Origin of the sequence: Streptomyces sp. NPDC049887 (assembly GCF_040656535.1) — a bacterium.
Lineage (GTDB): Bacteria > Actinomycetota > Actinomycetes > Streptomycetales > Streptomycetaceae > Streptomyces.
In genome coordinates this window covers 278,173-302,483 of sequence record NZ_JBFAMM010000007.1, presented here as the reverse complement: position 1 = coordinate 302,483, position 24,311 = coordinate 278,173, and the positions used below count along the sequence as shown (strand labels likewise).

Sequence of the window (24,311 nt, the reverse complement as noted above, 5' to 3'; positions counted from 1 at the left end):
CGGCGGCCCGGCCGCTACGACGGGGTGGGTGCGACTCGGCCGACTCCGCAGCATCGGCCGACCCGCCCATGAGATGCGTCACTTCACACATCGCCCACGACAGCCGACGTCACGTCAGGGGCACGGGCTTCCGCAGTGGATCGCGGAGGTCCGTGCCGTGCGTCAGCCACCGCTCCTGGAGCTTCCCCGCACCGTGCACCCGCTTCCACGCGGCCTCGTTCGGGGTCATCGGCAGCAGCGGCAGAAACCGGACCGGCTCCATGGGGTCGCCGAGTTCGAGATCCTCCACCAGGCCGCCGGACTCGGCGACCAGCACCGAGGTGAACGGGGCGCCCGGCCACAGCGGCTGGCCCACGTCCATGGAGTTGCCGGGGGCCACGATCACCCCTTCCACCTGCGGAGTGGAGGCCAGAACGGCGAGCGGCCGCAGCACCTTGTCGGTGTCGGCCGACCCGGCGCGCACCGAGAGGACGAGCTCCGCGCGCGGCCCCTTCAGCGGATCGGCCAGGGTGTCCCGGGGGTCGGTCATCGGCTGGGCCGACATGCCGAGCGTGGCGTAGCGGACGACGTCCCCGTCGACGAACCGGAGCACCTCGATCCGGTCCGTACCGAGAAAGGTCACCGCGGCGCGGGCGTCAGGTTCACCCAGCGCGCTGCGCAGCCGCGCCTCGACCAGAGCAAGAACTTCTCCCATCCCGCGAGCATAGATCGCATCAGGAACGGGCAAAGGAAGGGATTGGCCCTCAGTCGGCTGATAGGCTTGGCCGCCTGCTCGGGACAACATGCGGAAGCATGGCTCTCGGATCCCGACGACACGTCTTCCCCCACGGGGGACCGGCCGGAGGAGGTGGGGCTGCGATGGATCGAAGTCGACCGTGCAGTACCAACCGCTCTTCCGCGCGACTCCCCCTCTCTTTCCGCTGAGGGCTTCCCGCACCGTCAGTTCCATGGCACCGCGCATGACGGAAGAGCACGACTCCCCTGCCTGACTGTCTGTAGCGAACGCCGTCACCGCGTCCCGCGGTGCCGCCCGCTTTGCGGACGTATCGAGACACGTCCTCATTCCGGGCTGTGCCACGCCCCGCACCGGCGGCCTCTCCGTGAAGGAGCCTGCCATGTCGATGATCCGTGACCTGCGTCAAGCCGTCCGCCCCGCCCTGCGCAAGAGCATCGGCCCGTACAGCGCGTACGACGCCACCCGTGACCCCTCAGCGTCCACCGCCGTCGTGGACTGCGCCGTCTACCGCGACGGCAAGCGCCTCGAGAACACCGGCTGCCTCACCCCGCGCGAGGCGATGCTGCGGGTGCGTGAGGGCGGCGGCTTCGCCTGGATCGGCCTGCACGAGCCGACGGAGGAGGAGTTCTCCGGCATCGCCGCCGAGTTCGGCCTCCACCCGCTGGCCGTCGAGGACGCCGTGCACGCGCACCAGCGGCCCAAGTTGGAGCGGTACGACGACACCCTGTTCACGGTCTTCAAGACCGTCCACTACGTGGACCACACCGAGCTGACGCCGACCAGCGAGGTCGTCGAGACCGGCGAGGTGATGTGCTTCACCGGCCCCGACTTCGTGATCACGGTCCGGCACGGCGGCCAGGGCTCCCTGCGCAACCTCCGCCATCGGCTGCAGGACGAACCCGAGCTGCTCGCCAAGGGCCCCTCCGCGGTGCTCCACGCCATCGCCGACCATGTCGTGGACGGCTACATCGCGGTCGCGGACGCCGTACAGGTCGACATCGACGAGATCGAGATCGACGTGTTCTCGGCGCCTTCGAAGGGCAGCACCCGGGGCACCGACACCGGGCGGATCTACCAGCTCAAGCGTGAGGTGCTGGAGTTCAAGCGGGCCGTGACCCCGTTGCTGCGGCCCATGCAGTTGCTGAGCGAGCGCCCGATGCGGCTGGTCGACCCGGACATCCAGAAGTACTTCCGCGACGTCGCCGACCACCTGGCCCGGGTGCAGGAACAGGTCATCGGCTTCGACGAGCTGCTGAACTCGATCCTGCAGGCCAATCTGGCTCAGGCGACCGTCGCCCAGAACGAGGACATGCGCAAGATCACGTCCTGGGCCGCGATCATCGCCGTCCCGACCGCGGTCTGCGGGATCTACGGCATGAACTTCGACCACATGCCCGAACTCCACTGGCGGTACGGCTACCCCATGGTGCTCCTCGGCATCGTCGGGGTCTGTCTCGCCATCCACCGCACGCTGAAGCGCAACGGCTGGCTCTAATAGGCTGCGGGGCATGAGCGAAGCTTCCGCCCGCCCCGCCGAGGACCCCCTGCTCGGGCAGGCCCTCGTGGAGGAGGCCACCAAGAAGTCCGGTCTGATCTGGGTGCGTGGCAGCGGCCCGGACCGGGCGCTGTGGCATGTGTGGCACGACGGCGCGGCCCATGTCGTCGGCGACGGGCCGGGCGAGCAGCCGTTGCCCGGACTGGCCGACGGGTCCACCGCCGAGGTCACCGTGCGCAGCAAGGACAAGGGCGGCCGGCTGGTCTCGTGGACCGCCGCGGTGACCGAGCTGGCGCCGGGTTCCGAGGCCTGGGCCGCGGCCGTCGGCGAGCTGAAGGGCAAGCGGCTCAACGCCCCGGACGGCGAGCGGATGACCGAGCGCTGGGGCCGCGAGTGCCGGGTGCTGCGGCTGGAGCCGCGCCGGTCCAGCACGGACCACCCCGAGGACTCGCTGGCCGCCGTGCCGCTGCCCACCCCGGCCACGACCCGTCGGCCCGCCCCGGCCGCCCTGCCCCGGCTCCTCCGCCGCGGCCGCAAGCGCCACTGAGGTCGTACCGGCCGCGGGCCCCGGCGGCGGTTGCCCACCACCGGGACCCGCCGATCCGGGAACCGCGGCCACCGCCGTGCGGCGCGGCTGGGCACCGCCGCGAGCCCCGGACCATGGTCGCCGTTGACTTACCGGCCCCGGGGACCACCGCGCACCGCGGTCGGCGACGTCCGCCTCCGGCACCGGTGCGGATCAGGCGCCCCGGGCAAGGGCGCGTTGCGAAGGTCCCTCCTGGCACGCGACGCCCGGCGCGCACTCCCCCGTAGCCCTTCGGCACGGGAGGTACCCCCACGCCGCGTTGCCGGAGTCATCCGAGCGCGTCCGGTACGAGGATGATCCTCCGCCTTGCGATCGCGCGCACCGGACGCCGCACGCCCCGCCCTGCGGACGGACGAACTACTCTCGCAACACGCCCTAGTCGTTCGCGCGCGGGAGCTGGCGGCCGTAGTCCACCGTCTCTTCCCTGGCGGGGGCCTCCAGCGGGAAGTCCTGGCCCCACTCCCCCAGTGTGAGGACGCCCGCGTCGCCCGCCCGGTCCAGTTGGAGGGGATAGGGCTTGCCCTCGAGTGAGACCGCGAGCGTCCCTCCGTTGCCCTCGCCGCCCATGATCTCGATCGTGCGGACCCCGCCGATGGTGCCGCGGTCGCCCTTGCTGAGCTTGCCGTGGAGGCCCAGCAGCCCGTCGAGCAGGACGTTCATGTCGGTGAAGCCGCGCAGCTGCTTGTAGGCCGGGTCGTCCTCGGGCACCTTGACGTACTTGTCGTCCAGCTTCTCGGCAGCGGCCTCGTCCTCCTTGCTCGGCTCCGCGTCGTCGCCCTTGCCGTCGGAGTCCGCATGCACCCAGAAGCCCGCGTCGGCCTTCAGGAAGAGGGCGTCCTCGACCCGCAGCAGCTCGAAGGTGGAGTTCTTCGAGGTCACCGAGCCCACCCCGCCGGACTTCTTCAGCCGCATGTTCAGCTTGTAGGTGCCGCCCTTGGACACCAGGGTGCCCGCCACCCGCACGGCGTCCGCCGCGTCGGCCGCCGCCTTGGCCTTCTTCTCGATGGCGGTCGCCTCCAGCTTCCCGACGCCGTTCGTCCCCGCGTCCGGGTCCTCGCCGCACCCGGTGAGGGCCGTGGCCAGCGCCGCGCACAGTGCGACGGGGAGCGCGGCCCGGCGCACAGGGGCTGCCGGACCCGGGGGGAGAGCGGTCACGAGCACACTGCCTCTCATACGCGTGGGGGGTGGCAGACCGCAGCGTACCCGGGGTCGGAGGGCTTTCCGGAGGGCAGTCGTCCGGGCCTCCGGCGACAGCGCCGCGGATCGGTACGGGCTAGCCTGAAGCCGTTGAACGATGCCATTTCGGAGCAATCCGTTTCGCTCCCCGTACGAACCCGGCGGTCTGCCCAGGTGCCCCGCCGCGGCAGCGGAGGAGGCGCTGAGCATGACGGTGGACGGCCCTCGGATCTTCCTCTCGCATCTCGCCGGGGTCCCGGTCTTCGGTCCCGACGGCGGCCCGGTCGGGCGTGTGCGCGACCTCGTGGCCACCCTCCGGGCCGACCGTCCGCCACGGCTGGTGGGTCTGGTCGTCGACGTGCTCGGGCACGGCCCCGTCTTCGTGCCCGTCTCCCGGGCCACCGGCCTCGAGTCCGGCCAGGTCACGCTGTCCGGCCCCGTGAGCATGCGCCGTTTCGGCCTGCGGCCGGACGAGCGGCTCGTCCTCGGCCAGCTTCTCGACCGGCGGGTGCGGCTCGCGGACTCGGGCGAGCAGGTCACGGTCCTGGACGTCGAGGTGCACCGGCACCCGGCCCGCGGGCACTGGGAGGCCGACCGGATCTGCGCGCACCGCGACCGGGGCGGGACCGCACGGCACCGCGGTGAGGCGCTGACGGTCGACTGGTCGGCGCTGAGCGGCCTTCCGCCCGAGGAGCCCCCGGCGGCGTCCCCGGTGGTGGCTCGCCCGAGCTCCGGGGAGGACGCGGAGGACGAGGACGAGCGGGAGCGCACGGCAGGGGCCCTGATGAGGACCGAGCCGGTCGTGGTGCCGCCGGAGGCCACCGTCGCGGACGCCCTGGCCCGGCTCGGGGAGCGGGATTTGATCCAGGCGCTGGCGGCCCAGGTGTACGTCTGCGGGCCGCCCGGCGAGCCGCCCACGGGCCCGTACCTGGGCACGGTGCCCGTCCAGCGGCTGCTGCGCAGCGCACCGGGCACGCCGGTCGCGCCCCTCGTCGACGCCGGGCTGCCCCCGCTCCACCCGGACACCCCGCTGCCGGCGGTCAGCTGCTGTCTGACCGCCTACGACCTGGTCGCGGCCCCTGTGGTGGACGACGACGGGGCCTTGCTGGGCGCGGTCACCGTCGACGCCGTACTGGACCATCTGCTGCCCGACCACTGGCGGGAGGCCGAGTACGGAATGCCGGACCCCGCCGGGGAGCCGGGAGCGGCCGGGAGCGGCGCCGGCCGGGATCCGGCGCGACCGCCCGCGACGGCCGCGCTGTTCCCGTCGGGGCATCCCGGCGGACGTGACGAAGGCGACCGCTGACGGGGGCCCCCGGGGCCGGATCCCGCGCCGTACCATCGTGCGTATGGTTACGGAAGACGCGGTGCGCGACGCGCTGGCGACGGTGAACGACCCCGAGATCAACAAGCCGATCACGGATCTCGGCATGGTCAAGTCGGTGGAGATCGGATCCGACGGCGCGGTCGCCGTCACGGTCTACCTCACCGTCTCCGGCTGCCCGATGCGCGAGACCATCACCCGGCGCGTCACGGACGCCGTCGCGGGAGTCGAGGGAGTCACCGGCGTCGACGTCTCCCTGGACGTGATGAGCGACGAGCAGCGCCGCGAACTCGCGGCCTCGCTGCGCGGCACGACCGCCGAGCGCGAGGTGCCGTTCGCCAAGCCGGGCTCGCTGACGCGCGTCTACGCGGTCGCCTCCGGGAAGGGCGGAGTGGGCAAGTCGTCCGTGACCGTGAACCTGGCCGCGGCCATGGCCGCCGACGGGCTGAAGGTCGGTGTCGTCGACGCCGACATCTACGGCCACAGCGTGCCCCGCATGCTCGGTGCGGACGGCCGTCCCACCCAGGTCGAGAACATGATCATGCCGCCGTCCGCGAACGGCGTGAAGGTCATCTCCATCGGCATGTTCACCCCTGGCAACGCACCGGTCGTCTGGCGCGGCCCGATGCTGCACCGCGCGCTGCAGCAGTTCCTGGCGGACGTCTACTGGGGCGACCTGGACGTGCTGCTGCTCGACCTGCCGCCGGGCACTGGCGACATCGCGATCTCCGTGGCCCAGCTGGTGCCCAACGCCGAGATCCTGGTCGTCACCACGCCGCAGCAGGCCGCGGCGGAGGTCGCGGAGCGGGCCGGCTCCATCGCCGTGCAGACCCACCAGAAGATCGTGGGTGTCGTCGAGAACATGTCGGGGCTGCCCTGCCCGCACTGCGACGAGATGGTCGATGTCTTCGGCACGGGCGGCGGCCAGGTGGTCGCCGACGGACTGACGAAGACCACGGGCGCCCAGGTGCCGGTGCTCGGCCAGATCCCCATCGACGTACGGCTCCGGGAGGGCGGCGACGAGGGCAAGCCCGTCGTCCTCACCGACCCCGACTCCCCCGCCGGTTCCGCCCTGCGGTCCATCGCGGGCAAGCTCGGCGGCCGTCAGCGCGGTCTGTCGGGCATGTCCCTCGGTATCACCCCGCGCAACAAGTTCTGAGCCGCGACAGGTCTTGAGGCCGTCCTCCGGCGGCGGCACGGGACTGCCCACGACCCCGCGGGGTTGTGGGCAGTCGTCGTCCCGGGCGGCGGCCCGGCACGGCCCGCGCGGTCTACGCGTACGCCGCGAGGTCCTGCACCACGCAGAAGCCGAGCCCATACGCGCTCATGCCCCGCCCGTAGGCCCCGATGTGCACCCCGTTCCCGGTCGAACCGGCGAGCACCCAGCCGAACTCGGACTCGCGGTAGTGGAACGGCACGGGCACCCCGTCCACCGGCAGGGACAGCTCCGACCAGGCGGGCCCGGTGAGGTCGTCCGCGAGCTCGAAGGCGGTCTCCGTCTGCTGGTCCAGCCAGTCGTCCCGCAGGGTGTGGTCGAGCTGTGCCGGCCAGGTGCAGGCCAGCAGGCCCGAGCCGGCCAGCCAGGCGGCCGAGGACACGGTCGTGGCGTCCAGGACGCCCGTACCGTCACCGGTGTGCCGCATCGGGCTCGACGCGACGGTGACGACCACGGCGAAGCGTTCCTTCTCCGCGCCGGTGGCGTCGGATTTTATCGACGGCTCGTCGCCGTGCCCCATGGAGCCGTGCTGCACCGAGCCGTCGGCGGCCGTACCGACCTGCATCAGCCAGCGCGGACCGGTGAAGGCCTCGTCCAGGCCGTACCAGGGGAAGGGCGCGCGCAGATAACCGTCGACGGTACGCCGGGCTGCGGGCACCCCCTCAGCGGTGGAACTGCTGGGCGGATCCTGCGCCCCTACCCGACTCGTCGTCTCCATCTACCCGGCCGCCTCCTTAGGTCAGCGAGGTCCGGAACGGCCCGCCCCCCGCGGGCGTCCTCGATCCCGGACAGATGGAGGATAGCCACCCGTCACCGACTCGTTGGGATTGACGGCGGTAGGGGGCCTCAGGTGGCGTCTGCGTCGAAGGGCGGCCGCTCGCCCTGATCGGGCCTTTCGCGCTTCTTGAGGAGATCCGGCGTCGCCCCCGCGTCCGGCGTGCCGCCGACGGCGGCACGCACCGGGCTGTCGGGCTCCTTGCCGTTCACGGCGTCCGCGACCTCGTTGATCTCCTTCTTGAGGTCGAAGCTGCTGCGGATCTCCCTGAGGTCCTCGTTGTCGGAGAGCTGCTTCCGGATGAAGGCCTTGGGATTCAGGTCCTCGAACTCGAAGTCCTTGAATTCCGGGCCCAGTTCGCTGCGGATGTCGTGCTTCGCGTTGTCGGAGAATTCGCGGATCTTGCGGATGAAGCGCGAGACGTCCTGGATGACCTTGGGCAGCTTGTCCGGGCCGAAGACCAGCACGGCGAGGACGACGAGCGTCACGAGCTCGAGTGCGCCTATGTCGTTGAACACCTTGCTGCTCCTCGTGTTCTCGTTCTCCGTGCCCGCAGCGCTGGGACGAGCGGGGCCGGCTCCACGTTACCCGGCAAATCTGTCCCGACGGTACCTTCGGGATGTCCGTCACGTGCCGGTCGACGAACCGAGCGTCACCGCCCTCGACCGCTCCTTGCCGTCACGGAGCACCGTCAGTTCCAGCCGGTCGCCGGGCCGGTGCGCACGGATCTTGACGATGAGCTCCTCGCCGCTGTGCACCCGCTGGCCGTCGACCTTGGTGATGACGTCGCCCGGGCGGATACCGGCCTTGGCCGCGGGGCCGCCCGCGGTGACGGACGGGGCACCGTCCTTGCCCTTCTCGGCGACGCGCGCGCCGTCCCCCGAGTACTCCATGTCGAGGCTGACGCCGATCACCGGGTGGGTGGCCTTTCCGGTGTTGATCAGCTCCTCGGCGACCCGCTTGCCCTGGTTGATGGGGATGGCGAAGCCGAGACCGATCGAGCCGGCCTGCCCGGAGCCGACGTCGGGGCCGGAGCCGTTGTCCGCGGCGCGGATGGCGCTGTTGATACCGATGACCCGGGCCCTGGAGTCGACGAGCGGTCCGCCGGAGTTCCCGGGGTTTATCGGTGCGTCGGTCTGCAGGGCGTCGACGTAGCTGATGTCGCTGCCGTCGCCCTTCTCCCCGCCGGCGGTGATCGGGCGCTCCTTGGCGCTGATGATTCCGGCGGTCACGGTGTTCTGGAGGTCGAACGGGGCACCGATGGCCACGACCGGGTCACCGACCCGGACGTTGTCGGAGTTGCCCAGCGGCAGCGGTTTGAGGCCGGAGACCCCCCTGACCTTGACGACGGCGAGGTCGTAGCCGCTGTCCTTGCCGACGAGGGTGGCCCGGGCCGTCTCGCCGCCGCTGAACGTGACGGAGATGTCGCCGGAGCTGCCCGCCGGGGAGACCACGTGGTTGTTCGTGAGGATGTGCCCCTGCGCGTCCAGCACGAAGCCGGTGCCGGTGCCCTGCTCACCGCCTCCGCTGACGTGCAGCGTCACCACACCGGGAAGGGCGCTGGCGGCGATCCCGGCGATGCTGTCGGGCGCGCGGTCGGTGCCCTCCGGTCCCGCCTGCGGCAGTTCGACGGTGGTGATACCGCCGTTGCGTTCCAGGTACGCTCCCACGCCGCCGCCGAGGACTCCGGCGAGCAGCGCGAAGATCAGCGCCCCGGCGAAGGCCATGCCACGCCGGGACTTCCGCCTCGGCGGCTCACCGGTCCGGATCAGGGCCCCGCCGGGGGCACCCCAGGGGTCGTACTGCCGCCACTGCTCCGGCACGGGGGCGGCGTGCGGTGCGGGCGCGACGGGAGCCGCCGCGGAACCCGGGTGGCCACTGCCGGCCGGGTACCGCGACGGCGCGCCGCCGGCTCCGTTGGGGTGCTGCACCGGCGGCGCCGGAGCCCACGGTCCGGGGCCGCCGTACGGCGGTGTGCGGTACTCGTCCGGCTCGTGCAGGGGCCCGGCGTCCGCGTCCGGACGCCCGGCCGCGGGGAACTCGGCCGGGTGCGGGGCCCCAGCGGCCGGGCCGGGTGCGGAGTCCTGGAGCGGCTGGGAGTACGGGGCGGTCCTGTCGCCGTCCCGGCGGGGGTCCGCGTCGTGCGCGACGGCCGGCACGCTTCCCCAGGTGTCGGCACCCTTGTCGACGGCGGGCATCTCGGCAGAGGAGTCCGCGTCGTGCGCGACGGCGGGCACGCTCGCGCGGATGCCCTCAGGCGCGGGCTCCGGGGGCAGGCCGTCCTGGCCGCGCGTCCGGCCGAGGGGCTGCGCGGCGGCCGGAGCCTCGTCGGCCCCGGGCTCGGCCGGCACGCTGCCGGGGCGGCCGGGTACCGGCGCCTGCTGCGCCGCGGGCGCGAGGGGGGCGGGCGCGGGAAGCGGGTACTCCGGCCGGTCGTCCACGAGAGCTCCCGACCCGGCGGACAGCCGGTCGTCACTGCCCGGGGCGCCCGCCGCGACCGCCCCGGCCGCGGGCTCCGCCGCCGAGGGGACCGTGTCGACGGGCGACGAGGGCTCGGGGTGGGCCGGACGGCTCCACCACTTCGGCTTGGGACCCGTCGGCTTCCCGTTCTCCATGCTCTCCCCGCAACTGCCGCTCCGTGTGCCCCGCCGGGCACCGTCCCCTGGATTCAACCAGGTTTACGGATGGCGTCCTACAGTGCGCCCGGCCTCCCGGAGCGGGCCTCCGTATCAGCGCCTGGGCGGGGCGGCGAACCGGCTGGGCTGCGGGGACGCGGAGGCGCTGGGCCCGGGAGCCGTGGCCAGCTGGAACGCCGAGTCGGTCGGCCGCACCGCCGGCGGCGCGGCACCACCGGCGAGCAGCGACGACGCCACGAAGGAAGGGGACGGCGGCCGCGTCCGGACCAGGGTCTGCGGAGCCACCGCCACCACGGGGGTGCTGCTGATCCCGGTCACGCCCGTCCCGCCGCCGCCCCGTCTCCGGTTGACCTCCGTGCCCGCGCCGGTCGTGGCCGTGCGCAGGGGAGTCACGTTGTTGCCGCGGTTGTCCCCGCGGGCGGAGGCGTCGCCCGTGGCGGTGAGCGGCAGCGACCCGCCCAGCGCGATCGCGGCGAACGACACCGCGCTGGCCGCGGCGAAGGCGAACCTCCGGCCGCGCCACGGCGAGCGCTCGGCCTCCTGGCGCGCCACGTCGTGGATGCGGAACCCGGAGCCCGGTCCGCCGTCGGGCAGACCGAGGCCGCCCGGGACGTACCCGAAGCCTTCCGAGGTCACTCCGAAGACGCCATCGCCGGGACGTCCCCGGCGATGAGGACCTCCCCGCCCGTCGTCATCACCTCCGGGCGGCCCCGCGGGCAGCCCCTGGAGCCGTGCGAGAAGGCCCTCGGACGGCGGCGGTGGTGCGGCCGCGGCGAAGACGCTCTTCAACCGGCGCTGTGCGTCGGCCTCGGCCTTGCACTTGGGGCAGGTCGCGAGATGGGCCAGGACGCGCTCGCGCGCGTCGTGTTTGAGCTCGCCGTCGACCAGGGCAGCGAGCCGGTCCCCCAGGTGCTGCTCCGCAGGGGTCGGACTTGTGCCGCTCACGCCGTCCCGCCCTCCCCGGCCACTCCCGCGAGGGAGCGCTGCTCGGCACGCGCCTCGGGAGAGCGGTGCCGCAGGGCCTTGCGCAGGTGGGAGCGGCCGCGGTGGATCCGGCTGCGGACGGTGCCGAGCTTGACGCCGAGCGTGGCGGCGATCTCCTCGTACGACAGTCCCTCGATGTCGCAGAGCACCACGGCGGCGCGGAACTCGGGGGCCAGGGTGTCCAGCGCCTGCTGGACGTCGGCGTCGAAGTGGGTGTCGTTGAAGACCTGCTGCGGGGACGGCTCCCGGCTGGGCAGCCGCTCGGCCGCGTCGTCACCCAGTGCGTCGAAGCGGATGCGCTGCTTGCGGCGGACCATGTCCAGGAACAGGTTCGTCGTGATGCGGTGCAGCCAGCCCTCGAACGTGCCCGGCGTGTAGGTCGACAGGGAACGGAAGACACGGACGAAGACCTCCTGGGTGAGGTCCTCGGCGTCGTGCTGGTTCCCGGTCAGACGGTAGGCGAGGCGGTAGACGCGGCCGCTGTGCGTGCTGACGATGTCCTCCCACGAGGGAGGGGTCCACACCTGCGATTCCGCATCCGGTGCGAACGTCGCGGTGGGTACGGAGTCGGCCTGGCCGGAACGGGCGTCAGCAGTGTCGGTCACGGATTTCGGCTCACCCGCCGACCCGAGAAGGCGCCTCAGCACCCCTCTCCGGTCCACAGGCGCAGCCGCACCTCCCCTGTCGGCTCTGGTGGTGTCCAGTGGAGCCCCTACCATAGCCACCTCGCCCGTTAGCTCCGGATAAGAATCTTTACGCGAATTTGGGAACGGGTGCGATTCATCCCGCGCCTTTCCCGCTCTTTCCATAACGCCCGGTCCCATCTGCGGGTTCCCGTGCGCAGCGGATACAGTCTCGGTTGCGCCAACTACGGGGACAGGAGAGGGTCATTACCGCCAACCGGCAGACGAGCTGGGCGTTCGCCGACGCCTTTGTCGCCGAGGACGATGCACTGCGCTGGGCCCGTGACCGGGCCCGGGAGGCGGGGCTGCCCTCGGTGTCGCCCGGCACGGGCTCGGCCCTGCGTCTGCTGGCCGCGACGGCGGACGCCAAGGCGGTGGCGGAGATCGGCACCGGCACCGGCGTCTCCGGTATCTACCTGCTCCAGGGCATGCGACCGGACGGCGTGCTGACCACGGTCGACCCCGAGCCGGAGCGCCAGCAGTTCGCGCGCGAGGCCTTTCGTGCCGCCGGCTTCGCCGGAAACCGGGCCCGCTTCATCCCCGGCCGCGCCCTCGACGTACTGCCCCGGCTCGCGGACGGCGGGTACGACCTCGTCTTCTGTGACGGCGACCGGCTGGAGTCCCTGGACTGTCTAGCTGAATCGTTGCGCCTGCTGCGGCCTGGAGGGCTGGTGTGCTTCGAGGGCGTCTTCGCGGACGGCCGAACGGTCGATTCGGCGGCCCAGCCCGGCGAGGTGCTGCGCGTGCGCGAGCTGCTGCGCACGGTGCGGGAGAGCCAGGAGCTGCTGCCCTCGCTGCTCCCGGTGGGCGACGGACTGCTCTGCGCGGTGCGCCGCGGCTGACGGCCCCGCCACCGGCACGGGTCCGTCGAACACTCCGGGCACGGGACGCCGGGCGACCGCCGGCAGGACGGGCACCCACCCGTGAGACGCGCGGAGACGGGCAGGCGGACCACCTGGAACGGCACTGCCCCGGCGCGGCGAGGTGCCGTGCCGGGGCAGTACAGAAAGGTGTGGGCGCTTCCGCGTCAGCCGACGACCTTCTTGAGGGCATCGCCAAGGGCGTCGGCCTCGTCCGGAGTCAGCTCGACGACGAGCCGACCGCCGCCTTCGAGCGGAACGCGCATGACGATGCCCCGCCCCTCCTTGGTCACCTCGAGCGGGCCGTCGCCCGTCCGCGGCTTCATGGCCGCCATGCTCGTTCCCCTTCCTGAAACCAGCTCATCGTCAGCCGACGGCCCCCTGGGTGGGCACACGTCACCGGCATCGAACACATTGCTTCCCAGCCATTATCCCGCATCGCAGGACCCGATGACCAACATCGGTCGGCATCGCTTGCGCAACGCGCTTTCGCAAAACCACCCAATTCGGGGATCCGCCTGCGATACTTCGCCCCCGTCCGAGACCAGCGCACCGAGCCGGGGCCGGGGAATTCTTTGACGCAGGTCACATACCGGGGCGTAGGTCGGCCCCGGCGATCTCCGCCATGCTGGGCTCGACATCACTGCCCGAGGTGCGAAGGGGACCCCGACATGGCCGACACGGTGCTGTACGAGGTGAGCGACGGACTCGCGACGATCACGATCAACCGGCCCGAGGCCATGAACGCGATGAACGTCGAGGCCAAGGTCGCCCTCCGGGACGCCCTGCAGGCGGCCGGAGCGGACGCCGGCGTACGCGCGGTCCTGCTGACGGCGACGGGCCGCGCGTTCTGTGTCGGCCAGGACCTCAAGGAGCACATCTCGCTGCTGGCCTCCGACCGGGAGTCGGGCAACGGCCACACGATGAGCACCGTGCGCGACCACTACAACCCGATCGTCCGGGCGATCACCGGTATGCCGAAGCCGGTGGTGGCGGGCGTGAACGGCGTCGCCGCGGGTGCCGGCATGGGCTTCGCCCTGGCCGCGGACTACCGCGTCGTCGCGGACACCGCCAAGTTCACGACGTCCTTCGCCGGTGTCGCGCTGACGGCGGACTCCGGCGTCTCCTGGACGCTGCCCCGGCTGATCGGCCCCAGCAGGGCCGCCGACCTGCTGCTCTTCCCCCGGTCGATCTCCGCGCAGGAGGCCTTCGACCTGGGCATCGTGAACAGGCTCGTACCGGCCGACGACCTGGCGGCCGAGGCCGCGGCGGTCGCCCGCGCCCTGGCCGACGGCCCCACGCTCGCCTACGCCGCGATCAAGGAGTCCCTCGCGTACGGGGCGGGCCACACGCTGGGCGAGACGCTGGAGAAGGAGGACGAACTCCAGACCGGGGCCGGTGCCTCGGAGGACCACGCGATCGCGGTTCAGGCCTTCATCGCCAAGGAGAAGCCGAAGTACGTGGGCCGCTGAGCCCGCACACCACCGGCCGGTGCCGCCTCGGCACCGGCCGGTGGGCCGCCGGCCGTGGCCCGGGGCGCGGTCAGCCGGCGCCCCGGCCCCCGCGCGCCACGCAGTCCGCGAGATGGTCGTCGACCAGACCGCAGGCCTGCATGAGCGCGTATGCCGTCGTGGGGCCGATGAAGCGCAGACCGCGCTTCTTCAGGTCCTTGGAGAGAGCGGTGGACTCGTCCGTGACCGCCGGGACGTCCGCGAGCGTGCGCGGCACCGGACGGACGGCCCGGTCCGGCGCGTACGACCAGATCAGGGCGTCGAGCTCGCCCTCAGCCCAGTCGGCCAGCACCCGGGCGTTGGCGATGGTCGCCTCGATCTTGGCGCGGTTGCGGATGATGCCCGCGTCGGCGAGCAGGCGCTCCGCGTCGGCGTCGGTGAACGCCGCGACCGAGGCGATCCGGAAGCCGGCGAACGCCTCCCGGAAGCCCTCGCGGCGGCGCAGGACGGTGATCCAGGAGAGCCCCGACTGGAACGCCTCCAGCGCGAGCCGCTCGAACAGCGCGTCGTCCCCGCGGACGGGACGGCCCCACTCCTCGTCGTGGTACCTGACGTAGTCCTCGGTGGACAGCCCCCAGGGGCAGCGCAGGCGCCCGTCCGGGCCGGCCACGGCGCCGCCGCTCATCGCGGCTGCTCCCCGTCGCCCCGGCCGGTGTCCTCACCGGGAACCCCCGGCGGGGCCTCCCGGACGTCCGGCTCTCCGTCGCCGTCCTCCGCGGCCGGGCGGTCCTCGCCGGCCTTCTCGAAGGACCCCGTCCGCTCCCCCGGCACGTCCCCGGGCCGATCGTCGAAGAGTCCGGCCGGGCTGACCGCCGTCGCCTGCCGGCCGGCCAGCGCGGACTCCAGCTCGGCGATCCGCGCGTCCCGCTCGGCGAGCTCCGCGCCGAGCCGTCCGAGGACCTCGTCGACGTCGAGCATCCGGTAGCCCCGCGCCGTCACGGGCAGGCGCAGCGCCTCGAGGTCGGCACGGCCCACGGGACGCGTCAGCGGCAGCGGGTCCACCAGCCGCTCGGGCGCCACCTCCGGAAGCACCGCCTTGTCACCGCCGCCGACCACCGCCAGGGTGACCGCGGCGACGACCACGACCATCGCGATCAGCAAGAACCAGAACACAGCGCGCCTCTCCCCGGAGCAGGAAACCGTCCGCTGCCGATCGTGCCATGCGCCACCGACGGTTAAGGTCGCAGGCGACCGATCGCGAGGAGGAAACAGCGGATGCAGGGGATGCACGACGGGACTCTGCGGCTGGGGCGGCGCGTGTTCGGCGCGCACGAGCCGGTAATCATGGCGATCGTGAACCGGACTCCCGACTCCTTCTACGACCAGGGCGCCACGTTCCGCGACGAGCCGGCCCTGACCCGTGTCGAGCAGGCGGTGTCCGAGGGTGCCGCCATCATCGACATCGGCGGTGTGAAGGCCGGGCCCGGTGAGGAGGTGACCGCCGAGGAGGAGGCGCGCCGCACGGTCGGCTTCGTCGCCGAGGTGCGCAGGCGCTTCCCGGACGTGGTGATCAGCGTCGACACCTGGCGGCACGACGTGGCGGCCGCGGTCTGCGAGGCGGGTGCCGACCTGCTGAACGACGCCTGGGGCGGGGTGGATCCCGCACTGGCGGAGGTGGCCGCCAGGTACGGGGCGGGCCTGGTCTGCACGCACGCGGGCGGGTCCGAGCCGCGGACGCGGCCGCACCGGATCGCGTACGACGACGTGATGGAAGACATCCTGCGGGTGACGAACGGGCTGGCGGAGCGGGCGCTCCAGCTCGGTGTGCGCCGGGACGGGATCCTCATCGACCCGGGCCACGACTTCGGGAAGAACACCCGTCACTCGCTGGAGGCCACCCGCAGGCTCGGCGAGATGGTGGAGACGGGCTGGCCGGTGCTGGTCTCCCTGTCGAACAAGGACTTCGTCGGCGAGACCCTGGACCGCCCGGTCAAGGAGCGGGTGATCGGCACGCTGGCGACGACCGCGGTGTCGGCCTGGCTCGGTGCGCGGGTGTACCGGGTGCACGAGGTGGCGGAGACCCGTCAGGTGCTGGACATGGTGTCGTCGATCGCCGGGCACCGCCCCCCGGCGGTCGCCCGCCGGGGACTCGCGTAGGACCGGGCCGGCCGGGACCGCCGCCTGACCGGAACCCCGGCCGCCCGGGACCCGGCGGCGGACCGCCGTGGCGGTCCGCCGCCCCGGACCGGACCGGGACGGCCGTCCGCCGGGACCCGGTGGCGCCCGCGCCGCCGGGGCTCCGCAGCGGACCGCGCCCCACGCCGGCTCAGGCCTCGTAGCCCTCGTACGGGATCGGCGGCGGCGGACCGGTCTCCTTGGTCACCAGGGCGACCGCCTCGTCCACGTCGTCCGTGACGTGGAAGAGCAGCAGGTCGCGTGCGGACGCCTTGCCCTCGGCGACGACCGTGCCGCGCAGCCAGTCGACCAGACCGGACCAGTACCGCGACCCGAAGAGCACGACGGGAAAGCGGGTCACCTTCCCGGTCTGGACGAGCGTGAGCGCCTCGAACAGTTCGTCGAGCGTCCCGAAACCGCCCGGCATGACCACGAAGCCCTGCGCGTACTTGACGAACATCGTCTTGCGGACGAAGAAGTAGCGGAAGTTCACGCCGATGTCGACGTGCGGATTGAGGCCCTGCTCGAAGGGCAGCTCGATACCCAGCCCGACCGAGATGCCGCCCGCCTCCCGCGCACCGCGGTTGGCGGCCTCCATCGCCCCCGGCCCGCCTCCGGTGATCACGGCGAATCCGGCGTCGACCAGGGCCCTGCCGATCCGTACGGCGGCGTCGTACTCGGGGGTGCCGGGAGCGGTCCTGGCGGAACCGAAGACGCTGATGGCGCTGGGCAGTTCGGCCAGGGCGCCGAAGCCCTCGACGAACTCCGACTGGATGCGCATGACCCGCCACGGATCGGTGTGCACCCACTGCGAATCGCCCTCGGTGTCCAGCAGGCGCTGGTCCGTGGTGCCGGGCTGGATCTGATCCCTGCGGCGCACCACCGGACCCAGCCGCTGCTCCTCCGGCCGTGCTTCCTCGGGACTGCCCATGACCTGCTCCCTCCACCGTGGTGCACGTTCCAGGTCAGGGTAGGTCGCCGGAGATGGACAAGAGCGAAATTCCGGAGGTCGGATACGAGGAAGTCAGGCTGTGGCGGTTCATCCGGTGATCGTCACGGAGCGGTCGTCGTCGCACGATCCGCACGGTGACGTCGCGGGGCGGCCCGCCCTCGGTCCGGACGGTGACGGCACACGACGGCCGTCACGCGGTGAGCCACCGCCGCAGCCGCTCCTCACAGTGCGTGATCCTGTCGACGGCCACGTGCTCGTCCCGCTTGTGGGCGAAGAGCGCGTCACCCGGGCCGTAGTTGACCGCGGGGACGCCCAGCGCGCTGAAGCGCGACACGTCGGTCCAGCCGAACTTGGGCTGTGCCGTACCGCCGACGGCCTCCATGAACGCGGCGGCGGCCGGGTGCGAGAGGCCGGGCAGCGCCCCGCCGGTGTGGTCGTCGACGACGAACTCGGCGACGTCGCAGTCCGCGAACACCTCACGGACGTGGGCCTCGGCCTCCGCCATGGTCCGGTCCGGGGCGTAGCGGTAGTTGATCACGACGGTGCACGAGTCGGGAATGACGTTCGTCGCCACACCGCCCTCGATCCCGACGGCGTTGAGCCCCTCGTGGTACCTCAGGCCGTCGATCACCGGGCGGCGCGGCTCGTAGGCGGCGAGCCGGGCCAGGATCGGACCGGCGGCGTGGATGGCGTTGGACCCCATCCAGCTGCGGGCGGAGTGTGCGCGCTCCCCGGCCGTACGGAGATGGACACGCAGAGTTCCCTGGCAGCCACCCTCCACCTGGGCGTCGGAGGGCTCGAGAAGGACGGCGAAATCGCCCTCCAGCCAGTCGGGGTGGGCGTCAGCAATATGTCCGAGACCGTTCAAATGTGCGGCGACCTCCTCGTTGTCGTAGAAGACGAACGTCAGGTCGCGGTTGGGCTCGGGCACGGTCGCGGCGATCCGCAGCTGGACGGCGACCCCCGACTTCATGTCCGAGGTGCCGCAGCCCCACAGGACGCCGTTCTCGTCGAGCCGGGAGGGGACGTTGTCCGCGATCGGCACGGTGTCGATGTGCCCGGCCAGGACCACGCGTTCGGACCGCCCCAGGTCCGTCCGGGCGACCACGTTGTTGCCGTGCCGGTCGACGGTGAGGTGGGGCAGGGCGCGCAGCGCCCGCTCGATCGCGTCGGCGAGGGGCTTCTCGTCGCCGCTGACCGACGGGAAGTCGACAAGCTGTGCGGTGAGTGCCGGGCCGTCCAGGGTGAGATCAAGCGCGCTTTCGGACATGGCCCGACCCTAGCGCCCCGCCTCGTCCGCCTGCCGACCCGCGGGTGCGCCGCCGGGGCCGGGGCGCACTGGCACCCGGATCCGGCCCGGTGGCCGGAGCCCGCGTGGGGCGGCCAGCCGGGTGCGCGGTGCCGGAGTCCGTGCGAGGTGCCGGCCCGGACGTTCACGGGGCTCCAGTACGGTGGGCGCCGTGCCCAAGACCGCCTCCCCCACCCGGCGCGGCCGCCCCCTTCGCCTCGCGGCCGCGTTCGCCGTACTGCTGGCCCTGGTCGCGTACGTCGTCGTGCAGTACGTGAGCGGCGACGGCGCGCCGCGCTGTGTCGTCCGCTCCGGCGGCGAGGGCTCGGACCGCCCCGGGCCGGGCGACGGGGCGGGCGGCGGCGCGTCCTACGAGCTCAGCCCGGAGATGGCGGCCAACGCGGCCACGATCTCGGCCGTCGGCACGACCCGGGGGATGCCGGAGCGAGCGGTCACCATCGCGCTGGCGACGGCCCTCCAGGAATCCGCGCTGCGGAACATCCGCCACGGCGACCGCGACTCGCTCGGTCTGTTCCAGCAGCGGCCGTCGCAGGGCTGGGGCACCCCGCGGCAGATCCTCGACCCGGTGTTCTCCGCCGGGGCGTTCTACGACCACCTCGCCGAGGTGCCGGGCTACTCGCGGCTGCCGTTGACGGTCGCCGCCCAGCGCGTCCAGCGCAGCGGTTTCCCCCAGGCGTACGCCAAGCACGAGCCGGACGCCTCGCTGCTCTCCGCGGCGCTCACCGGCCGCTCCTCGGCCTCCCTGACCTGCACGGCGGCACCCTCCACCAAGCCCGGCGACCCGGCGAAGGTCCGGTCGGAGCTGGCGCGTTCCTTCGGGGCGGGCATCCTGCCCGCGGCCGGCGGCCAGGGCAGGGCGGGTGCCCCGCAGTCCTCGGAACTGACGGTTCCGGTGGTCTCGACGTCCCGGGACACCGGGGACGCCGAACGCCGCGGCTGGGAACTGGCCCACTGGGCGGTGGCGAAGGCGGCGGAACTGCGGATCTCCGAGGTCTCGTTCGCCGGGAAGGTCTGGAGCGCGGAGGAGGCCGACGAGGGCTGGCGCACCGCCGGGCCGGACGGCTCCGGGGTGCGGATCCGGCTCGCCCGCTGAGCCCTGCCCACCGCGCCCCGGGAGGGCGCCGGTGCGGGCCCGTACCGGCGCAACGGGCGACTACGCCGGTGCGGCGCCGGCCCCGCGGGACCGGCCCTTCGGGGACCGCGGTTCCGCCGCGGCGGGACCGGCCCTCGTCCGTGAGGAGGCGGGCCCGGCGGAACGCCGGTACGCCGGGCGCCGGCGGATGCGGCCTTTCCGGTCGCGCACCCGTCCGACCGGACACTCTCCCGAGTTATGCGGCACATATCGCCGTGGAGTTTTCGCGCAGCGTCCGAACGAATCCCGGTCGGATCGTCAATTTCCTTGTGGAACAAGGGAAGTGACGGTTCGGCAGCCTGTCCGCAGGCATATTGTTCGCCCGTTTTTGTCCACAGCCGATTATGCGATGCATTGCAAACTCTTTACCTTGCGCCACCGCAACCTTCCCCGCCCTCCGAGGAGTTGTCAGTGCGTCCGATCGCCGGACACGGACCACAGTCACCACCCCAACGTTCTCTCGTCGAAGGAGCATCATGTCCCTCCCCCTGACCCGTCGGATCGCCCGTGCCGCGCTGCTCGTCGCAGCCGGGGCAGCTCCCGTGGTCGGTGCGGCCGGCTCCGCGAGCGCCGTGGACCTCCCCACCCAGGACCTGGGCAACGGCGGCCTGACCCAGCTCGACGGCGCCGCGGCCGGATCCACCGTCGACGGCACCGCCCGCGAGGCAGCCGACACGGCCAACAAGGCAGGCGGCAGGGTGGTCGGCACGACGCTCCCGGCCGCCGCGGGCACCGTCGGCGGCGCGGCCGAGACGGGCCTCCCGGCGGCGCAGGAGACCGCCGGACAGGCCGCGGGCAGCACCGCCGGCGCCCTCGGTGAGACGGCAGGCTCCGCGGCCACGCAGGGTCTGACCGCCGCCCAGGGGCCGGCCGGCGGCGGCCTCCCGGACGCGGGCACCGCGCTGCCGGCAGGCGAGCTGCCGGTGCAGGGTCTGCCCCTCTGACCCGGCCGGAGCCTGCGGACACACCTGGAAGGGCCCTCGGGAGGTCGTCACCCGAGGGCCCTTTCCGTACGCCGCTCCGGTAAGCCGCCGGTCGTGCGCCGCGTCGTGTCGCGTCACGGGGAGCCCGTCCGTCACGTCGTCCGGCGGGACCGGTGGCACCGGTGGAACCGGCGACGAGGTCCACTGCGTCCTTCCCGCGCCGCCGCGGCGGGCCGGGCCCGGAGCCGCGCCTACGCCGAGGAGGCGTCCGCCGCGGCCGTCCACCACCCTCACCCGAGGCGCTTGACCGCCGCCCGGACCCGCTCGTCGGTCGCCGTGAAGGCGACCCGTACGAAGCGCTCCCCCGCCTCGCCGTAGAAGTCGCCGGGGGCGACGAGGACGCCCAGCTCGGCCAGGTGCGCCACCGTGTCCCAGCACGGCTCGTCCCGCGTCGCCCACAGATAGAGGCTCGCCTCGCTGTGCTCGATACGGAAGCCGTGCTTCAGCAGGGCGTCGCGCAGGGCGAGACGCCGGGTCGCGTAACGGGCCCGCTGCTCGGCGACGTGCGTGTCGTCGCCGAGTGCCGCGACGGTGGCCGCCTGTACCGGGGCGGGCGTCATCATCCCGCCGTGCTTGCGGACCTTCAGCAGCTCGCCGAGGACGGTCGGGTCGCCCGCGACGAAGGCCGCCCGGTAGCCCGCGAGGTTGGAGCGCTTCGACAGCGAGTGGACCGAGACGATGCCCTCGTACGTGCCGCCGCAGACGTCCGGGTGCAGCACCGAGAAGGGCTCCGCCTCCCAGCCCAGCTCCAGGTAGCACTCGTCGCTGAAGACGAGCACCCCGTGCTCGCGCGCCCAGGCCACGATCCTGGTCAGCTCGTCCTTGGCGAGGACCCGGCCGGTCGGGTTGGACGGCGAGTTCAGCCACAGGAGCTTCAGCCCGGCCGGGTCGAGATCGGCGACCGGGTCGTCGTAGACGACCGGGGCCGCCCCGCAGAGCCGCGCACCGACCTCGTAGGTCGGGTAGGCCAGACGGGGGTACGCCACCTCGTCCCCGGCGCCCAGGCCGAGCTGGGTCGGGAGCCAGGCCACGAGTTCCTTGGACCCCACAACCGGCAGCACATTCGTGTGGGCGAAGGACACCGCCCCGAGTCGCCGCTCGCACCACGACACCAGCGCGTCCCTCAGCGCGGGCGTTCCCCACACGGTCGGATAGCCGGGCGAGTCCGCGGCCTCGACGAGGGCCCGCCGCACCAGATCCGGTACCGGATCGACGGGTGTGCCGACGGAGAGGTCGACGATGCCGTCCGGGTGGGCCGCGGCGGTCGCTTTGTACGGCTCCAGCTTGTCCCACGGGAAGACGGGGAGTCGGGACGATACGGCGGTCACGGTGCTCACTCTCTCGTTCGTGCGGCGGACCGCCGACCGGGCGGCGACCGGTCGGGCCGCCGGCTCATGGCTGTGCGCCGTCCCGCGCCGGGCCCTCGGGTAGCGGCGCAGACGCCGCGGCCCCGTACGGCTGACGCACCGTACGGGACCGGGGACTCGCGATCAGCCGTTCTGCGGCGGCAGCGCGGCGATGAAGGGGTGGTCGCGCTCGATCAGGCCCAGCTTGGAGGCGCCACCGGGCGAGCCGAGCTCGTCGAAGAACTCGACGTTCGCCTTGTAGTAGTCCTTCCACTCCTCGGGAGTGTCGTCCTCGTAGAAGATCGCCTCGACCGGGCAGACCGGCTCACAGGCACCACAGTCGACGCATTCGTCCGGGTGGATGTACAAGGACCGCCGGCCCTCGTAGATGCAGTCGACGGGGCACTCCTCGATGCACGCCTTGTCCTTGACGTCGACACAAGGCTGCGCGATGACGTAGGTCACGCTGTCGTTCCTCCTCGGTAGGGCGCGGCGTCCGGTCTGCGGCTCGCCGCGGGGCTGCGCGGGAGCGCGGCGTCGTCGATGCCCGCACCTAGTATCTCCGTTCCTGGGGATGATCCGAACAGGAGGGGAGGACTGAGCTGTGGAATTCACCGCAGGCGGACGACTGGAGGTTCGCATCACCCCCTCTGACGTGGGAAAACGTGTGTCGGTGCGGCGGCGCGCCGAGCCGGCGGACGGGTCGGCGGAGTTCACCGACGCCGTCGGGGTTCTCACATCGTGGACCGGGGGTGTGCTGCTGATCACACGAAGGACCGGGGAGACCGTCCGTATCCCGGAATCATCGCTGGTCGCGGGCAAGGTCGTCCCTGCCGCGCCGGCCCGTCGACGGGGCGCGCCCGCAGCGTCCTTCGCGGAGCTCGCGCGTGTCTCGGCCCGCGCCTGGCCGCCGGTGGAGAGCGAACCGCTGGGCGACTGGGTGCTGCGCGCGGCGTCCGGCTTCACCCGCCGGGCGAACTCGGTGCTGCCGCTGGGCGACCCGGGCATACCCCTGGACGCCGCCCTGGCGCACGTACGGGACTGGTACGCCGAACGTGGTCTTCCGGCCTACGTCCAGACCGCGACCGGCGCCGAGGGGACCCAGGAGGGGCTGTGCGCCGGGCTGGCGGAGCGGGGCTGGGAACGGGAGGTGAGCGCCGAACTGCGCGTCGGCGGGCTGGCCCCGGTCGGTGACCTGGACGCGGACGTGGAGCGGGTGCGGCTGAGCCGGTCCGTGGACGAGCCCTGGCTACACCGCTACCAGCGGTTCGGTGTGCCGGGTCCACATGTACTGAAAGTGCTGGGTGGCGGCCCGTCGGTGTGGTTCGCCACCGTCCCCGGCACATCCGACGTTCCTGCGGCGATCGGCCGCTGTGTGGTCGACGGACGGTGGGCCGGATTCATGGCAGTGGAGGTCGACCCCGCGCGCCGCAGGCAGGGGCTCGCGACGACGGTGATGGCGGCGCTGGCGCGGCGGGCGCTGGACGAGGGGGCCTCGGCGGCCTGGCTCCAGGTCGAGTCGGACAACGAACGGGCGCGGACCCTGTACGAGGGGATGGGATTCACCGTCCACCACCTCTACCACCACTTCCGATACTCCCGATCTTCCTGAACGGGTACGAGACGCATATGCAACCGCCACTCCCCGAGGCCGCGGGTCGGCGTCGCCGCTTCGCCGAGGAGGCCCGCTCCGAGCGGCCCGACCTCGCGACGCTGTGCCTGCTCGTGGGTGCGGAAGCGGATCCGCGGCTGGACGAGGCGGGGCTGGACGCCGCCGAGATCGAACTGGACCGCCTCGCGGGCCTGCTGCCGTACGGGATCACCGGCCCGCACAACTGGGTGGCCGCGCTGTCGTCTCTGCTCGGCGAGCGCTGCGGCTTCCGCGGCACCCCGGGCTGCTACCAGCGGCTGGAGTCGTCCCTGCTGCACGAGGTGCTGCGCCGCCGCCGCGGCCTGCCGATCCTGCTGTCCGTCGTCTGGATGGAGGTGGCCCGCCGCGCCGGAGCGCCGGTGTACGGGCTGGCCCTCCCGGGCCACTTCGTCGTCGGCTTCGGCGACCCCGAGCACCCGGTGATGGCGGACCCCTTCGCGGGCGGACGTCTGCTGACGGGACCGGACGCGGAACTCCTCGTGGTGGGCACGACGGGCGCCCCGCTCGACCCGTCGATGATGACCCCCGCCGGCCCGCTGGAGATCGTCCTCCGCATCCTCAACAACATCCGCGCCTGGGCCGCCGCCCGCCCCGAGCACACCGACGTCGCCCTCTGGGCCGTCGACCTCTCCCTCCTCCTGCCCTCCCACCCGGCCCGCCTCCGTTACGACCGCGCGCAACTCCTCGTCCAGCGCGGCGACTTCCTGGCGGGGGCGGCGGAGATGGACGCCTACGCGGACATCGTCTCGGCCGCCGAACCCGCGACGGCGGCGGCGATCCGGCGGAAGGCGCACTCGGCAAGGTCGATGCTGAACTGAGACGCGCCGCGCGGGGGTCGTGC

25 protein-coding genes are annotated in these 24,311 nt (G+C 72.9%); 11 read left to right on the top strand and 14 right to left on the bottom strand.

The features are described from left to right. Nucleotides 1-109: 109 nt before the first annotated feature. Entirely contained in the window at nucleotides 110-694 is a 585-nt protein-coding gene (locus AB0J10_RS12055; RefSeq protein WP_363060455.1) for a suppressor of fused domain protein, read from the bottom strand. Nucleotides 695-1,115: 421 nt separating this feature from the next. Between AB0J10_RS12055 and AB0J10_RS12050 the strand changes: the two genes are divergently transcribed. Next, nucleotides 1,116-2,231 carry a magnesium and cobalt transport protein CorA gene (locus AB0J10_RS12050; RefSeq protein ID WP_363060453.1) on the top strand — a complete coding sequence of 372 codons (1,116 nt, stop codon included), beginning with the start codon at nucleotides 1,116-1,118 and terminating at the stop codon, nucleotides 2,229-2,231. A gap of 13 nt (nucleotides 2,232-2,244) precedes the next feature. Beyond that, complete coding sequence (locus AB0J10_RS12045; protein WP_363060451.1) at nucleotides 2,245-2,778, top strand: hypothetical protein; 534 nt, start codon at nucleotides 2,245-2,247, stop codon at nucleotides 2,776-2,778. Between the two features lie 414 nt (nucleotides 2,779-3,192). Here AB0J10_RS12045 and AB0J10_RS12040 read toward each other — a convergent pair whose 3' ends face one another. Beyond that, nucleotides 3,193-3,972 (bottom strand): hypothetical protein, encoded by a 780-nt coding sequence (locus tag AB0J10_RS12040; protein ID WP_363060449.1) that lies wholly within the window; start codon nucleotides 3,970-3,972, stop codon nucleotides 3,193-3,195. A 229-nt stretch (nucleotides 3,973-4,201) separates the two neighbouring features. Here AB0J10_RS12040 and AB0J10_RS12035 point away from each other — a divergent pair, with 229 nt between their 5' ends. Together AB0J10_RS12035 and AB0J10_RS12030 are read left to right on the top strand one after the other, a co-directional pair. Beyond that, nucleotides 4,202-5,299 carry a CBS domain-containing protein gene (locus AB0J10_RS12035; RefSeq protein ID WP_363060447.1) on the top strand — a complete coding sequence of 366 codons (1,098 nt, stop codon included), beginning with the start codon at nucleotides 4,202-4,204 and terminating at the stop codon, nucleotides 5,297-5,299. Between the two features lie 43 nt (nucleotides 5,300-5,342). Next, nucleotides 5,343-6,476 (top strand): Mrp/NBP35 family ATP-binding protein, encoded by a 1,134-nt coding sequence (locus tag AB0J10_RS12030; RefSeq protein WP_363060445.1) that lies wholly within the window; start codon nucleotides 5,343-5,345, stop codon nucleotides 6,474-6,476. 112 nt (nucleotides 6,477-6,588) lie between these two features. On the opposite strand, the gene AB0J10_RS12025 is transcribed toward AB0J10_RS12030, so the two are convergent. The 5 genes from AB0J10_RS12025 to sigE all read right to left on the bottom strand — a co-directional run bounded on the left by AB0J10_RS12025 (nucleotide 6,589) and on the right by sigE (nucleotide 11,647). After that, on the bottom strand, nucleotides 6,589-7,251 hold the full coding sequence (locus AB0J10_RS12025) for a hypothetical protein (protein WP_363060443.1): 663 nt from the start codon (nucleotides 7,249-7,251) through the stop codon (nucleotides 6,589-6,591). Between the two features lie 128 nt (nucleotides 7,252-7,379). Further along, nucleotides 7,380-7,826: a sec-independent translocase gene (locus AB0J10_RS12020; protein WP_363060441.1), complete on the bottom strand. Its 447-nt coding sequence runs from the start codon at nucleotides 7,824-7,826 to the stop codon at nucleotides 7,380-7,382. Nucleotides 7,827-7,934: 108 nt separating this feature from the next. After that, complete coding sequence (locus tag AB0J10_RS12015) at nucleotides 7,935-9,923, bottom strand: trypsin-like peptidase domain-containing protein (RefSeq protein ID WP_363060439.1); 1,989 nt, start codon at nucleotides 9,921-9,923, stop codon at nucleotides 7,935-7,937. Between the two features lie 114 nt (nucleotides 9,924-10,037). Then, nucleotides 10,038-10,889, bottom strand: coding sequence for a zf-HC2 domain-containing protein (locus AB0J10_RS12010; RefSeq protein ID WP_363060437.1), 852 nt, complete (start codon nucleotides 10,887-10,889; stop codon nucleotides 10,038-10,040). Next, entirely contained in the window at nucleotides 10,886-11,647 is a 762-nt protein-coding gene (sigE, locus tag AB0J10_RS12005) for an RNA polymerase sigma factor SigE (RefSeq protein WP_363060435.1), read from the bottom strand. The genes AB0J10_RS12010 and sigE overlap by 4 nt, the downstream gene beginning before the upstream one ends. A 140-nt stretch (nucleotides 11,648-11,787) precedes the next feature. Here sigE and AB0J10_RS12000 point away from each other — a divergent pair, with 140 nt between their 5' ends. Next, entirely contained in the window at nucleotides 11,788-12,453 is a 666-nt protein-coding gene (locus AB0J10_RS12000) for an O-methyltransferase (RefSeq protein ID WP_269728518.1), read from the top strand. 185 nt (nucleotides 12,454-12,638) lie between these two features. On the opposite strand, the gene AB0J10_RS11995 is transcribed toward AB0J10_RS12000, so the two are convergent. Continuing rightward, nucleotides 12,639-12,806 (bottom strand): DUF3117 domain-containing protein, encoded by a 168-nt coding sequence (locus AB0J10_RS11995; RefSeq protein WP_003966491.1) that lies wholly within the window; start codon nucleotides 12,804-12,806, stop codon nucleotides 12,639-12,641. Nucleotides 12,807-13,142: 336 nt separating this feature from the next. On the opposite strand from AB0J10_RS11995, the gene AB0J10_RS11990 reads away from it, so the two are divergent. Beyond that, on the top strand, nucleotides 13,143-13,943 hold the full coding sequence (locus AB0J10_RS11990; RefSeq protein WP_363060432.1) for an enoyl-CoA hydratase-related protein: 801 nt from the start codon (nucleotides 13,143-13,145) through the stop codon (nucleotides 13,941-13,943). Between the two features lie 70 nt (nucleotides 13,944-14,013). On the opposite strand, the gene AB0J10_RS11985 is transcribed toward AB0J10_RS11990, so the two are convergent. Continuing rightward, nucleotides 14,014-14,607, bottom strand: a complete 594-nt coding sequence (locus tag AB0J10_RS11985; RefSeq protein ID WP_363060430.1) for a DNA-3-methyladenine glycosylase I — start codon at nucleotides 14,605-14,607, stop codon at nucleotides 14,014-14,016. Beyond that, a complete protein-coding gene (locus tag AB0J10_RS11980) occupies nucleotides 14,604-15,095 on the bottom strand; it encodes a hypothetical protein (RefSeq protein WP_363060428.1) in 492 nt (163 codons plus the stop codon). The genes AB0J10_RS11985 and AB0J10_RS11980 overlap by 4 nt, the downstream gene beginning before the upstream one ends. Before the next feature lie 111 nt (nucleotides 15,096-15,206). Between AB0J10_RS11980 and folP the strand changes: the two genes are divergently transcribed. Continuing rightward, nucleotides 15,207-16,079 (top strand): dihydropteroate synthase, encoded by an 873-nt coding sequence (folP, locus tag AB0J10_RS11975; protein WP_363060426.1) that lies wholly within the window; start codon nucleotides 15,207-15,209, stop codon nucleotides 16,077-16,079. 169 nt (nucleotides 16,080-16,248) lie between these two features. On the opposite strand, the gene AB0J10_RS11970 is transcribed toward folP, so the two are convergent. Both AB0J10_RS11970 and dapE read right to left on the bottom strand, forming a co-directional pair. Beyond that, complete coding sequence (locus tag AB0J10_RS11970) at nucleotides 16,249-17,028, bottom strand: TIGR00730 family Rossman fold protein (RefSeq protein WP_269728522.1); 780 nt, start codon at nucleotides 17,026-17,028, stop codon at nucleotides 16,249-16,251. A gap of 211 nt (nucleotides 17,029-17,239) precedes the next feature. Next, nucleotides 17,240-18,319 (bottom strand): succinyl-diaminopimelate desuccinylase, encoded by a 1,080-nt coding sequence (gene dapE / locus AB0J10_RS11965; RefSeq protein ID WP_363060424.1) that lies wholly within the window; start codon nucleotides 18,317-18,319, stop codon nucleotides 17,240-17,242. 190 nt (nucleotides 18,320-18,509) lie between these two features. Between dapE and AB0J10_RS11960 the strand changes: the two genes are divergently transcribed. Further along, on the top strand, nucleotides 18,510-19,451 hold the full coding sequence (locus AB0J10_RS11960; RefSeq protein WP_363060422.1) for a hypothetical protein: 942 nt from the start codon (nucleotides 18,510-18,512) through the stop codon (nucleotides 19,449-19,451). Between the two features lie 515 nt (nucleotides 19,452-19,966). Then, the gene (locus AB0J10_RS11955; protein ID WP_363060420.1) at nucleotides 19,967-20,434 is read left to right on the top strand and encodes an ATP-binding protein; all 468 of its coding nucleotides are present in this window, start codon (nucleotides 19,967-19,969) and stop codon (nucleotides 20,432-20,434) included. 269 nt (nucleotides 20,435-20,703) lie between these two features. Here AB0J10_RS11955 and dapC read toward each other — a convergent pair whose 3' ends face one another. Both dapC and fdxA read right to left on the bottom strand, forming a co-directional pair. After that, complete coding sequence (gene dapC / locus AB0J10_RS11950; RefSeq protein WP_363060418.1) at nucleotides 20,704-21,801, bottom strand: succinyldiaminopimelate transaminase; 1,098 nt, start codon at nucleotides 21,799-21,801, stop codon at nucleotides 20,704-20,706. Between the two features lie 162 nt (nucleotides 21,802-21,963). Next, nucleotides 21,964-22,284: a ferredoxin gene (fdxA, locus tag AB0J10_RS11945; RefSeq protein ID WP_168440532.1), complete on the bottom strand. Its 321-nt coding sequence runs from the start codon at nucleotides 22,282-22,284 to the stop codon at nucleotides 21,964-21,966. 139 nt (nucleotides 22,285-22,423) lie between these two features. On the opposite strand from fdxA, the gene AB0J10_RS11940 reads away from it, so the two are divergent. Both AB0J10_RS11940 and AB0J10_RS11935 read left to right on the top strand, forming a co-directional pair. Continuing rightward, nucleotides 22,424-23,431, top strand: a complete 1,008-nt coding sequence (locus AB0J10_RS11940; RefSeq protein WP_363060416.1) for a GNAT family N-acetyltransferase — start codon at nucleotides 22,424-22,426, stop codon at nucleotides 23,429-23,431. Between the two features lie 17 nt (nucleotides 23,432-23,448). Beyond that, nucleotides 23,449-24,288: a transglutaminase-like domain-containing protein gene (locus tag AB0J10_RS11935; protein ID WP_363060414.1), complete on the top strand. Its 840-nt coding sequence runs from the start codon at nucleotides 23,449-23,451 to the stop codon at nucleotides 24,286-24,288. Nucleotides 24,289-24,311 lie beyond the last annotated feature (23 nt).

Coding starts and splice junctions, on each gene's coding strand:
- AB0J10_RS12055 (WP_363060455.1), bottom strand. CDS start 694: ATGGGAGAAGTTCTTGCTCTGGTCGAGGCGCGGCTGCGCAGCGCGCTG.
- AB0J10_RS12050 (WP_363060453.1), top strand. CDS start 1,116: ATGTCGATGATCCGTGACCTGCGTCAAGCCGTCCGCCCCGCCCTGCGC.
- AB0J10_RS12045 (WP_363060451.1), top strand. CDS start 2,245: ATGAGCGAAGCTTCCGCCCGCCCCGCCGAGGACCCCCTGCTCGGGCAG.
- AB0J10_RS12035 (WP_363060447.1), top strand. CDS start 4,202: ATGACGGTGGACGGCCCTCGGATCTTCCTCTCGCATCTCGCCGGGGTC.
- AB0J10_RS12030 (WP_363060445.1), top strand. CDS start 5,343: ATGGTTACGGAAGACGCGGTGCGCGACGCGCTGGCGACGGTGAACGAC.
- AB0J10_RS12025 (WP_363060443.1), bottom strand. CDS start 7,251: ATGGAGACGACGAGTCGGGTAGGGGCGCAGGATCCGCCCAGCAGTTCC.
- AB0J10_RS12015 (WP_363060439.1), bottom strand. CDS start 9,923: ATGGAGAACGGGAAGCCGACGGGTCCCAAGCCGAAGTGGTGGAGCCGT.
- sigE (WP_363060435.1), bottom strand. CDS start 11,647: ATGGTAGGGGCTCCACTGGACACCACCAGAGCCGACAGGGGAGGTGCG.
- AB0J10_RS11995 (WP_003966491.1), bottom strand. CDS start 12,806: ATGGCGGCCATGAAGCCGCGGACGGGCGACGGCCCGCTCGAGGTGACC.
- AB0J10_RS11990 (WP_363060432.1), top strand. CDS start 13,143: ATGGCCGACACGGTGCTGTACGAGGTGAGCGACGGACTCGCGACGATC.
- AB0J10_RS11985 (WP_363060430.1), bottom strand. CDS start 14,607: ATGAGCGGCGGCGCCGTGGCCGGCCCGGACGGGCGCCTGCGCTGCCCC.
- folP (WP_363060426.1), top strand. CDS start 15,207: ATGCACGACGGGACTCTGCGGCTGGGGCGGCGCGTGTTCGGCGCGCAC.
- AB0J10_RS11970 (WP_269728522.1), bottom strand. CDS start 17,028: ATGGGCAGTCCCGAGGAAGCACGGCCGGAGGAGCAGCGGCTGGGTCCG.
- dapE (WP_363060424.1), bottom strand. CDS start 18,319: ATGTCCGAAAGCGCGCTTGATCTCACCCTGGACGGCCCGGCACTCACC.
- AB0J10_RS11955 (WP_363060420.1), top strand. CDS start 19,967: ATGTCCCTCCCCCTGACCCGTCGGATCGCCCGTGCCGCGCTGCTCGTC.
- AB0J10_RS11935 (WP_363060414.1), top strand. CDS start 23,449: ATGCAACCGCCACTCCCCGAGGCCGCGGGTCGGCGTCGCCGCTTCGCC.